The organism is Bacillus sp. AFS088145, from assembly GCF_002564465.1.
Classification (GTDB): Bacteria; Bacillota; Bacilli; order Bacillales; family Bacillaceae_G; genus Gottfriedia.
This window is the reverse complement of record NZ_NUUX01000009.1, coordinates 67512-79276: the sequence shown is the minus strand read 5'-3', so window position 1 is coordinate 79276 and position 11765 is coordinate 67512. Positions and strand designations below refer to the sequence as shown.

9 protein-coding genes and 1 pseudogene are annotated in these 11765 nt (G+C 33.0%); 4 read left to right on the top strand and 6 right to left on the bottom strand.

Translation table 11 applies throughout. The features are described from left to right. Positions 1 to 470: 470 nt before the first annotated feature. Together COI44_RS06465 and COI44_RS06460 are read right to left on the bottom strand one after the other, a co-directional pair. A complete protein-coding gene (locus tag COI44_RS06465; protein WP_098427183.1) occupies positions 471 to 1730 on the bottom strand; it encodes a helix-turn-helix domain-containing protein in 1260 nt (419 codons plus the stop codon). Positions 1731 to 1945: 215 nt separating this feature from the next. After that, complete coding sequence (locus tag COI44_RS06460) at positions 1946 to 3661, bottom strand: M4 family metallopeptidase (protein WP_483295468.1); 1716 nt, start codon at positions 3659 to 3661, stop codon at positions 1946 to 1948. Between the two features lie 245 nt (positions 3662 to 3906). Between COI44_RS06460 and COI44_RS06455 the strand changes: the two genes are divergently transcribed. The 3 genes from COI44_RS06455 to COI44_RS06445 all read left to right on the top strand — a co-directional run bounded on the left by COI44_RS06455 (position 3907) and on the right by COI44_RS06445 (position 6022). Continuing rightward, a complete protein-coding gene (locus COI44_RS06455; protein ID WP_142329234.1) occupies positions 3907 to 4737 on the top strand; it encodes a DUF4047 domain-containing protein in 831 nt (276 codons plus the stop codon). A gap of 52 nt (positions 4738 to 4789) precedes the next feature. Then, a complete protein-coding gene (gene sipW / locus COI44_RS06450) occupies positions 4790 to 5335 on the top strand; it encodes a signal peptidase I SipW (RefSeq protein ID WP_483295467.1) in 546 nt (181 codons plus the stop codon). A gap of 72 nt (positions 5336 to 5407) precedes the next feature. After that, complete coding sequence (locus COI44_RS06445) at positions 5408 to 6022, top strand: TasA family protein (RefSeq protein WP_098427180.1); 615 nt, start codon at positions 5408 to 5410, stop codon at positions 6020 to 6022. Positions 6023 to 6392: 370 nt separating this feature from the next. On the opposite strand, the pseudogene COI44_RS06440 reads toward COI44_RS06445, so the two are convergent. Continuing rightward, positions 6393 to 6836, bottom strand: a pseudogene (locus COI44_RS06440) (DEAD/DEAH box helicase family protein); the annotation flags it as partial. Positions 6837 to 7177: 341 nt separating this feature from the next. Here COI44_RS06440 and COI44_RS06435 point away from each other — a divergent pair. Next, entirely contained in the window at positions 7178 to 8530 is a 1353-nt protein-coding gene (locus COI44_RS06435; RefSeq protein WP_098427178.1) for an Nramp family divalent metal transporter, read from the top strand. A 408-nt stretch (positions 8531 to 8938) separates the two neighbouring features. Here COI44_RS06435 and COI44_RS06430 read toward each other — a convergent pair whose 3' ends face one another. The 3 genes from COI44_RS06430 to COI44_RS06420 all read right to left on the bottom strand — a co-directional run bounded on the left by COI44_RS06430 (position 8939) and on the right by COI44_RS06420 (position 11762). Then, complete coding sequence (locus COI44_RS06430) at positions 8939 to 9814, bottom strand: alpha/beta fold hydrolase (RefSeq protein ID WP_098427177.1); 876 nt, start codon at positions 9812 to 9814, stop codon at positions 8939 to 8941. A gap of 83 nt (positions 9815 to 9897) precedes the next feature. Continuing rightward, on the bottom strand, positions 9898 to 10287 hold the full coding sequence (locus tag COI44_RS06425) for a YidH family protein (RefSeq protein WP_098427176.1): 390 nt from the start codon (positions 10285 to 10287) through the stop codon (positions 9898 to 9900). A gap of 284 nt (positions 10288 to 10571) precedes the next feature. Continuing rightward, entirely contained in the window at positions 10572 to 11762 is a 1191-nt protein-coding gene (locus COI44_RS06420) for a M20 family metallopeptidase (protein ID WP_098427175.1), read from the bottom strand. Positions 11763 to 11765: the final 3 nt, after the last annotated feature.

Sequence of the window (11765 nt, the reverse complement as noted above, 5' to 3'; positions counted from 1 at the left end):
CCTTCGTTCCAATCAACTTATAAAACAAAAAAATGGTTACTCTAAAAACCTAATTTAATATCCTTTACTTAGAGTATCATAACAGGTTATTAATCAGTTGTAGGTCAATTAAGATTTAACATCAACTTTTTTTAATAATCATTTGAAATTGTTTTTCTAAAAAATTAACTCTAAAATATTTTTAGCTTCTTAAGAATAAAGAGTTACTAGAGTTTGTTGATATTATAAAACCGCTCAAACATTTAAATCATTATTAGAACAAAAAAAATGAATTATATTATCTATAAGATTCACTTAATATACGTTTGACCGTTTTATATTTCAACACTCTGAAAAAAGTCGTTGCCAATTTAATTTGGTGGCGCTTTAAATCATTATTGCTAATATTATTAGCAGTGCAACGTTATTCGTCACACTCCTTCTTTAATCTGAAAAAATAAAAAATAAAAGAACTGTCCTACAACAGTCCTTTAGTTATGTATTTTAATAACATCTATTAAGAAGTTAGACATTTCAACTGCCTTCTCAAACTCTTTTTCTTTCACATAATAATCATACAACTCCTTACCATATCGTTTCATGAAAATAGTATGATTGCGCGACTTAAAGTATGGAAAAGCGGTTTTTTCTATGTATTGTATATACTCTTTCGTTTTATTTTCAATCAAATAGATCAGTAAAGTGAAAAGAATTTGATAATGTTGATTCTTTAAATTATTCGCGATTGTTAGACCTTTTTGAGCACTATTTAATAAAGCAGATTTACGCATTAATTTACCTTCAAATGAACTTTTAAGATAATTATTAAGTCGTTGAAGATAAATCACCGATGGCTTTTTCTCTAATTGTAATGCTGCTTTATAATATTTTTGCGCTTTTTCATAATCTTTTCTTTTAAAATATTCCAAAGCAAAGTTATTTAATAACATCCCTGTTTTATCTGGTGCATTAAGCGTTTCACTATCATGAATCAGATTCTTATATGATTGTTTTAATTTTTTAAAATCTAAATGCCCATCGTTGCTTGATTGTAAAAGCATAATTGATTCAGCATTTATGGCACGTAAATAATTACTTGTATCTTTAAAATATTTAAGCGCTTTTTCTGCGTATACATAAGACATTACCTTAGAATCAACCCATCCATATGCTACTGCTAAATGATAGTAGTATTCTGGATTTCCGTATTCGTTTAGATCAATCTTCTTTAAAGTTTGTATTGCTTTATGATGATTCTCTGTACTTGAATTATTGTAATTATTTAAATAATAAATGCCTATTACATGCAAAAGGAGATTTTTTTCAAAAGGAGGTAGATCTTTATAGTTTCTTTGTATACTTAGAATAATTGTATAAGTGTTTTTATAGTCGTTCTTTAAGAGATAATATCTTGCTAGCAGCAATTGATACAAAGCATCATATTTTGGCGAATTAATAAAAGGGCTTTCTTCTAGCTCTTTTTTATATGAATCAACTTCCTTCATTCTTAGTTTAATAATTGCTGTATGCCAGTTTTGTAATTTATTTTCAAGATTTTCAAAGTTCGCAATTTCTTTTCGAATATCAATTTGTAATCGTTCAGAAAACAAGGTAATAATCTCAGAAGAGTAGGATGTATTCCCTCTTTCAATTTTTCCTACGTGCTTAGAAGAGCAGATTCCTTTTCCTAGTTCTTCTTGAGTTAGCCCGGCTTTAGTACGATAAAATTTTATAACTTCTCCTTCGATCATTGATTGCTCCTCCTATCCTAAAACTTATACTAAATATACAATAGTTAAGCATGGATTCCATCATGCTATACACACAAATTATTAAGTTATTCTAATAAAAAATTAATAATAAAAAGTAGTAATTTAATACTAATTTTATTGATGAATAGGTAAAAGTTAATAGATTATAAGAAAACCATGAACAGACAAATGTTCATGGTTTTTAAGTTTATTTATTATTGAACACCTACGGCAGTATATGCATCCATTACTGCTTTTGTTTGTGTTGATGGTTGACCCGTAGTTTTGCTATCTGGGTATAAATCACGAGCAGCTTGAATAGCAGCTTCACGCATTTCTTTAAATCCAGAAGAAGGTGTTAAATACATTGTTAATGCACGGTAGTAAATTTTTTCTGCTACTGTACGTTGTAATTTAGTTACTGTAATGCCATTATGTGTGCCGCCCTCAGCGATTAAGTATGCAGCCTTATTATTAATACTACTGTTAATGTGTACGCCACCTTTATCTTCTGTACCTAAATAACGATCCGCGTAATTATCTGGATATTTATTATCCTTTAAACCATAAATAGGACTAAGTGACTTAGATTTTGGATTGCTTAACGAACGAAGTCCTCCATCACCATCTTTTGTAGGAGTGTAGATATCTTCACCCATCTCCCAATCAGATGGAACTGTAGCACCTGCAGCATTCATTTCAGCTAATGCTCCGAAGATATCTGCCAATGATTCATTAATTGCACCAGACTCATCTTGATACGTAAGGTTTGCAGTATTTGAGATTACACCATGTGTCATTTCGTGACCTGTAACGTCCAATCCGCCTGCTAAAGAACCAAGAACAATTCCATCACCATCTCCGTATAGCATTTGCTTTCCGTTCCAAGCTGCATTATTCCATTTTGATCCGATATGAACCGTGCTGATTAACGTCATTCCTTTATTATCTAAACTGTTACGTTTGTGCACTGTTTGATAATATTTATTTACTTTATCAGAGTTCATTTGAGCTGATACTCCAGCAGGATCATAGAAAAAATTAGTTGAACTTTTTGTTTCTATTTCAAATCCTGTAAATCCTAATAGTGCTGAAAGAAGAATAAATGGAGTTTCACCCATACGATGAGCATCAAAAGTTGCAAGTGGCACGATATTTGGTGACGTTGTAGTACCACCAGCAATTGATCCACCATATAAATAGCTAGTTCCAGTTGTAGTGTCTTTTCCTACAGGGAATGACTGCATTTTGCCAAATACGTCTAACCCTCTTCCAACCGCAACAGTAAGTTTTGCTGGATCTGCTAAATTATCTATTGCATCAAAGCTGTCGATTATTTCTCCATTAGTTGCATCCACAAAATAATGGAAGTAACCAGGTGCTGGCACAGAAGTTGAAGCCTTAACTAAATATGTTAAATAATACTTTCCATTATGTGGGTAAATTGTTAATTCAGTATCAATTCCATCATAATTTTTAACAGTGCCAATTTGAGATTCGATGCTCTCCTTAGCAGTTGCTTCTGCTTCTTCTTTAGAAATAGCCGCTTCAGTTGGAATAATTGTACGTGATAATTTTTGTGTTACATTACCAAATGATGCGTATACATTGTTATTTGCGTCTAGTGCAACAGCTTGTCCAGATCCATAAATTGGAATTCCTTTGTACTGTTCAACTGTTCTGACATGGTAAGTATTTGTCGTGCTGTCAGCTTGTTCACTAATAACTTTAAATTGTTCCCATGCGGAACCTGATCTTGCAAGACCTTCTACTTTTGAATTAAGAAAAGCTTTTACAATTTCGTCCTTACTTAAAGCTTGTTCAACTGTTGCTGCACTTGCTTTTACATTTACAAATGAAGGTAAAGTTGTTAAACCTCCTCCAAATGCTACGGTAAACGCCATTACTGCTGGAATTGCTTTTCTTCTCATTTTTTTCTCTTTTTTCATTCTCAAAACTTTCACCCCTTATTTAATTTTGTTGCGACTGCAATTTTCATTATTGAGAAAATTCAAAATTAAATCAATATGTCAAACCCGGGTTTTTTTCGGGCTGTTTTTTAAGCTTTTCACCTTAAAATCGACTATTTATGACAAAATACTACCGATAATTGGATCAAAAATAACCCGGTTTCAATTTTCCGACAACTGAGCAATAATGAATTTCAACAGGGCTTTTGCAAAGGAGTGAAAATTTGAAACAAGCAAGAAAAAAAGTCTCCATCATCGTAAGTTTATGTTCTATTCAATTTTACTTAGCAATGCAAACAGTTGGTCAAACGGAGGCAACCTTTTCTAGTCAAGCATCTTCAGAACAAGTCGTCTCAGCAGCAATCGTGTTTCCCAAAACAATCCAACAATTAGAAATAGCCGCAAAAGACCATTCAACCAGAGCTAATCATTTATATAAGTCGATCCTAAAGACATCAATTAATGCTAATGGCTCTGAATTGTCAAATTTACTTACTACTGTTCTTAATGAGGAACAAGAATTAAATAATGAGATTAAGAGTTTACAAAGTATTCAAGAGCAGTTGAACTCTTATCACAATCAAATTCATGAACTTCCTGAAAATGAACAAAGTAACTATGAATATGAGAGAAAAGGCTACCAGGTTGTTAATCAACTAATCCAGCAATTAAATGAAACAATTAATCTTCAAAAGATAGCGTCCATTAAATCTACAATTCAAACCCAGCTAGGTGAAAGTAAAGAAGTGATTAATAACGATACTAATGAACCTAAAAATGCTACTGATTCTAGTCAGGGCCAGAGTTCTAATAATTCTGATACAGATTCAATACGGAGCCGGGATTCTAATAGTACTGATACAGATTCAATTTCGAGCCAGGATTCTAATAGCTCTAGTACAGATTCAATTCTGAGCCGGGATTCTAATAATTCTGATACAGATTCTGTTCTGAGCCAGGAATCTGATCATACCGATACAGATTCAGTTCCAAACCAGGATTCTGATCATACCGATACAGATACAATCTCAAATTAAATTTCTAATAATTCAGTAAATAAAACTCAAAACGAATAGGTGATATCTCATGTTGAAGAAAATTTTATCAATTGTAGGTAATATTTTTAAAAGTATTTCTATTGTCATCTTGTGTTTCTTAGCCTTTATTGTGATTTCTTCTAGGTTTACAGGTGGAGATTCTACCATTTTAGGCTATCAATTAAAAGCAGTTTTATCTGGGTCAATGGAACCTACATTTCATACCGGTTCAATTATTGCAGTTAAGCTAGGTGCAAATCCATCATCTTATCAAAAAGGCGATGTTATTACCTTCCAAATGGATAATAAGCTAATCACTCACAGAATAACGGCTGTCCATCATAAAAATGGAGAAATTTCATATAAAACGAAGGGTGATAACAATAATGCCCAAGACTTATGGACAGTGTACCCTCAAAATATCGTAGGAAAATATTCAAATTTCACGGTTCCATATGTTGGTTATGCATTAAATTTTGTAAGCTCTAAAGCTGGATCAGCACTATTGTTAATAGTTCCAGGTATCCTTTTAACTCTTTTTGCACTACGCAATTTATTCCAATTAAGAAAAGAGTTTGAACAAAAAACTGCAGGATGAAGTTGGTTAGATCTCTTAAGTACAAAATAAAAGCTTAAGAGTTTAATAAATAAACCTTAAGGGGGAAATGAAATGAGTTTTACTAAGAGAATTGGTCAAGTTGTAATGAGTGGAGCAGTCGGTTTATCATTAATTAGTGGAGGTACCTTTGCATATTTTAGCGATACAATTAAAACTGATAATACGTTTGCAGCAGGTACATTAGACTTAGGTATGAATCCTAATGCTGTTGTTAACATTAGTAATTTAAAACCTGGCGATGAAGTATATCGTGAATTTACGTTAGAAAATAATGGAACTCTAGATATTAACAAAGTTTTATTAAACACTAAATATCAAATTGAAGACGTAAAAAATGATAATACTGAAGATTTAGCAAAAAATATTAAAGTAACAATCATGTACAACACTAGCAGTGCTACAAATGAGATCGTTGATACAACTTTATATGACTTACAAAATCAAACTCCTGATTTAACAGCAATTACTCAATTTGTAGGTAGCACAAAAGACCCAGACGGCATTGCAGCAGGTCAAAAAGAAAAGATTTTCGTATTATTCGAGTTTGTTGATAATGGACAAAATCAAAATGAATTCCAAGGCGACAAGTTAAAAGTTGATTGGACATTTAATGCTCAAACTGGTGGAAGTACATACCACGACGACACTGATCCTAACAGCAACTAATAAAAAACAAAAAACCACCTATTTTAAAGTAGGTGGTTTTTCAGACGTTTTGAAGAGTGGGTTTGACAATTAGTATAACTTAAGTGAGTTATAGTTGATATTTCCACTACAGCCTGATTATGAGTATCTTATTTTCATCTTTTTTGTTTTCCTTACTCATTTTATGAGGACGTATAAATCAGTTTTTTGCCTTTTTACTTCCTCATGAACCCTTTATGAGGAAGTATAAATCAGTTTTTTGCCTTTTTACTTACTCATGAACCTTTTATGAGTAAGCTATTTTCATTTTCTTCCTTTTTTACTTACTCATGAACCTTTTATGAGTAAGCTATTTTCATTTTCTTTCCTTTTTACTTACTCATGAACCCAATTTTTCCATTGTCTTCATTAAATTGTTTTCAGACCATTCAATATCTCTTTTTGTTGGCTTATGTTCTAATCTGTGCGGAGTTTTATTTCGTGCAAGTCTCTCATCTAGTTCTGCTTCTAGTTCAACAAAATAGGTTGTTGCCCCTTTTGACTCAAATATGGAACAAACTTTCTCGACATACTCCCAATCAGATTTATGATCGAGAGCCCACACATATGTAAAAATAAGTCCATATAGGTTACTATTTGACACCTCTTCAAATATTTCATTTCGAAATAAATTAACTAATCTACTCCCTTCCTTTGTTCCATAATCAAAAAACTTACTAACCAAATCGATTGTCATGTGATTATGAAACAATTTTAAATCAGTTATTTTTTCTAGTTCATGGCCTACAGTCATTTTCCCGACGGCTTGAGGCCCGAATATTAATACAAACTTCATAGATCTCTCTCCCAAATAGATTAATTTTTTATAAGCACCCACATATATAACAGAATTTTTCGACTAGTATATCATACTTAAAAATAATTAACTTGATAATAAACTTCAACATACAAAAAAACAGAACAATCTGAATGAATTGCATAAGAAATAGTAAAAAAGCAGAAACAAAGAAAAGGTAAATATTCTACGTATATTTTCTGTTTACTAAAAATTTACGAAGTTATCAAAAATTTTTTATTACATTTGGGAACTATTGTGTTAAAATCAGCATATAATTTAAAAAACTTTCCCTAGGGAAAAACTATTTGATGTGTACAATAAATGAGGTGGTGGGAAACATGTCACAAGAATCACAAGAAAAAGTCATATATAACGAAGCCGGCTGGAGACAGGAACCTACACAACCTAGTTTGCAAGAGGTTCATCGTTCATTATCTGTTCCAAAGAAAGCTAGTAATTTCCGTAAGTTTCTAGCATTTGCTGGCCCAGGTTATTTAGTTGCAGTTGGATATATGGACCCTGGAAACTGGGCAACATCAATAGCAGGCGGATCTGCTTTTAATTACACTTTATTATCTGTTATTTTAATTTCTAATCTAATGGCCATCATTCTACAAGCATTAGCTGCTAAATTAGGTATCGTTACCGGTAGAGATTTAGCTCAGGCATGTCGAGACCACTTTAGTAAACCTGTATCATTTATACTTTGGGTGCTTTGTGAAGCCGCAATTGCCGCATGTGACCTAGCTGAATTAATAGGGTCAGCCATTGCATTAAATCTATTATTTGGTATTCCGTTGTTTTATGGAATTTGTTTAACAACTTTAGATATATTACTTGTTTTACTTTTACAAAATAAAGGATTTAGGTATATCGAGGCTTTTGTTATTTCATTAATCATATTAATAACAGGTAGTTTTGTTTTTGAGTTGATTATGTCTCAACCTGATGTAAAAGCTGTATTTGGTGGATTTATTCCAAGCTCTCAAGTTATTACAGATCCAAAAATGCTTTATATTTCTTTAGGAATTTTAGGGGCAACTGTTATGCCTCATAACTTATATCTGCACTCTTCGATCGTTCAAACTAGAAAGATTGAACAATCTGATGCTGGTAAAAAAGAAGCAATTAAATTTGCGACAATTGACTCAACAGTTGCATTAATGATTGCATTGTTTGTAAACGCAGCGATCTTAATATTAGCTGCTTCTACTTTCTACAAATCGGGTCATACAAATGTGGCATCAATTGAAGATGCATTCCAGCTTCTTACTCCATTACTAGGAACGACTTTAGCAAGTACATTTTTCGGATTGGCATTATTGGCTTCAGGTCAAAATTCTACTTTAACAGGTACGCTAGCTGGGCAAATTGTAATGGAAGGCTTTTTAAATATTAAGCTTAAACCTTGGATAAGAAGAATGATTACTCGTTTAATTGCTGTTACACCAGCTCTAATCGTCACTTATTTTTACGGAGCAAAAGGAACTGCAGATTTATTAATACTAAGTCAGGTAATCTTGTCTTTACAGTTATCTTTCGCGGTTATACCTCTAGTCATGTTCACTAGTGATGCTAAGAAAATGGGTAAATTCGTTAATAAAACTTGGCTGAAATCAGTCGCTTGGTCGATTGCTTCAGTTATTGCAGTATTAAATGTATATTTACTTTGGGCAACATTCTTTAAATAATAAATTGAAACAAAAAAGATTGAACAGATGTTTGAATGACATTTGTTCAATCTTTTTTACTAGATAAAACCCATTTGAAATAGATCTAAGTTCTGTAAACCTAAGTGGACTGCAATTAAATTCCTAATAACCACAATTAAGACAAAGTATTACCCGTACCAGTTAAGGTATTATGACGTGAAAATTGTACAATATTGGCTATTCTCAACTGGAAAACGTGTAAGTATGCTCTTATTCCTACTATATTGAATAAAAAATTTATAAAAAAGAGCAATCATATCCCATCTACAAACTAAAAGAGTAGCTATACCCCCCCACTGCTAAATGAACATAGTTCATCAGTTATATTTTCAATTAAAAAGGCCGCTCCTTTAGTCAGTTAAACCGACAAAAGGAACAACCTAAAATCTAAACTTCTTTTAAAAATTTATCAATAATTGAGATTTGCTCATTTGTATTTAAAGCAGGTGCATGACCAATTTTAGGTATTGTTTCCATTTGAAACTTCTGCGTTTCCTTCATTTTTAATGCTACATCAAGTGGCAAGACGTCCGAAACTTCTCCTCGAATGAGTAAAATCTTGGACTGAATAGCCTCCCAGTAATTCCACAAAGTTAAATCCTCAGTATGTTGAAACTGTAATGCAATTTTAGGATCATAATCAGGGCCAATTCCTCCCTCATCTCTTCTACGGCAAGAATTTTGCGTAAAATCATTCCATTCTTCTTCACTCGAAACACCAAATGACTGATAAATCAACTTATAGTAATTCTTCAATTCAGTAAATGTTTTAAATTGAGGTGGTGTACCAACATAGCTAATAATTCGCTTAATTCCTTCAATATCTTGTGGTTGGTTTTCTGAAGCTCCTGCGCCGATATCATTTAAGACTAAATGAGAAATACGGTTTTGATGTTTAGGTGTACCAGCAAGTCGCATTCCAATTGCTCCACCCATTGAAGTCCCTACCCAACGAACTTGTTCAATTTCTAAGCGGTCTAATAAACCAATCGCTAGATTTACATAGTTTTCAAAACAGTAATCTTGCTCAGGAGAAGTACTCCACTGACTTAACCCTCGCCCAATCGTATCTGGACAAATTATATAGTAATCCTTAGCTAAATGACGAGCTAAAATATCAAAATCCCTACCATTCCTGGTTAATCCATGCCAGCAAACAACTGTTGGATTTTTTCTTTCTCCCCATTCTGTAAAATGAAGCTCCATTCCATTAATTGATTCAAACCGAGACTCAGGAAAAAAAATATCAATCACTCCATTCATTTTAGTGTCCACTTTATGTAATATTCGATTTTTATAAAAATATCCCTATAAAAATAACAGTGAAAAAAATGAACTATTCAGGTTTAATTAAATAATAATAAAGACAAATACAGCACAATCATGAATATTAAAAAAGAAAATAGAATGGATACAAGAATAATTGAATTATGTGTTGGTATAAATTTTCCATTTTGAATTTCTTTCCGCTTTTTACTGTACTGAATAGTAGCTAATACCCCAGAAATTAAACCAACAACACATGCATATATGCCAAGAAAAATTGCTAATGTATTGATGAAATGGTTATCACTAATTTTAATTGTAAAATGCAGTGAAGTTGTTAAAAATCCTACACCAGTAATTGAGATTGCAGTTCGTAACCATGCTAAATATGTCCTTTCGTTTGCTAGATGCTGCTGTGCATATTTAACACTTTCGTCTGATAAATCTTTTACTTTATTTAAAGAAACCATATTAAATTACCCCTATCAAAGATTTATAGAGTGATAAACTTTTTATATCTAAGTTTCAGTTTAATCTTTAAAATTTAAGATTTAGTAAAATTGGGATTACGTTTTGATAAAAATTGAAATGGGGTAATGTAAATCTATATTTTTTACTTCAGAATTAACCGAAGGAGAAGTTAACAGGAGACTACTATATAAATAGAACAAATAATGTCATTAGACTGAGCTTTCAAAAATAAAACGGTCAAAAAGATGGTAATTCCGTCCATCTTTCTGACCGTTCAAGCTAACTATTTTTCTGTTTGTTGAAATTCATTTTGAACCTTTTCTAAAAGGTTTTTATCAGTTATTAAACGATAGCCCGTCAGAGCCAATGCTTTTGCACCCGTTACTAGAGCATGATCACCAAGCGACGATCTCGCAGCTTCACGGAATTCATTCGTATGAGCAATTAAATCATCAGGTCCAATTTTAATATATGCGTGAGAAGTCGGAACAACATGACTTACATTTCCGGCATCAGTAGATCCAAGCCCGCCGCTTTTTCCATTCACTACTTCACCCAATAGGCTTAGTTCTTCACCGACAATCTCATCAAGAGATTGATTGATAATAAAATCATGGACTTCATTTTGGAATCTTTCAATTTTCACAGTACTACCAGTTGCAAGTGCTGCTCCTTCGGCAATATTACGAATCTTAGTAGATACTTCCTCCGTACGCTTCCAAGTACTAGCACGGATGAAAAATCTCGCTGAAGCATACTCTGGAATAATATTTGGTGCATCGCCTCCATGAGTGATAATTCCGTGTATGCGAACATCACTAGAAAGCTGCTGACGAAGGGCATTAATGCCATTGAATAACTGGATTACTGCATCTAAGGCATTGATTCCATGTTCTGGTGACCCAGCAGCATGGGCTGCTCTTCCATAAAAATGGAAGTCTAATGGATCTACTGCCAAAGATGGACTCGACAAACCTGTTTTACCACTTGGGTGGAGCATAAGAGCTGCATCAACACCTTCTAGTAAACCATTTTTTACGAAACTCCCCTTTGCACTTCCGTTTGGTCCACCCTCTTCTGCAGGTGTTCCAAATATGATCACCTCTCCGCCAGTCTCAGAAATGACTTCAGCAAGAGCGATTCCTGCTGCTACACTTGTCGTTCCAATAATATTATGTCCGCATGCATGACCAAGACCAGGTAGTGCGTCGTATTCTGCTAAAAAAGCGATGGTTGGGCCTTGCTTAGATGACGTTTTCCTTGCTACAAAGCCTGTTTCGTGGCCAGCAATATTACGTGTTACATCGAAACCAGCTTCTACTAGAATTTTAGTATGTGTTTCAGATGCAAAAAATTCTTGATTACCAATTTCAGGTTTCTCATGAATTTTGTGGCTAATTTCAAGATAGACTTCCTTCGATTCCTCAATACTTTTCACAATTTTTTCTCTTTGTGTTTCAATTTTGACTGTCATTTA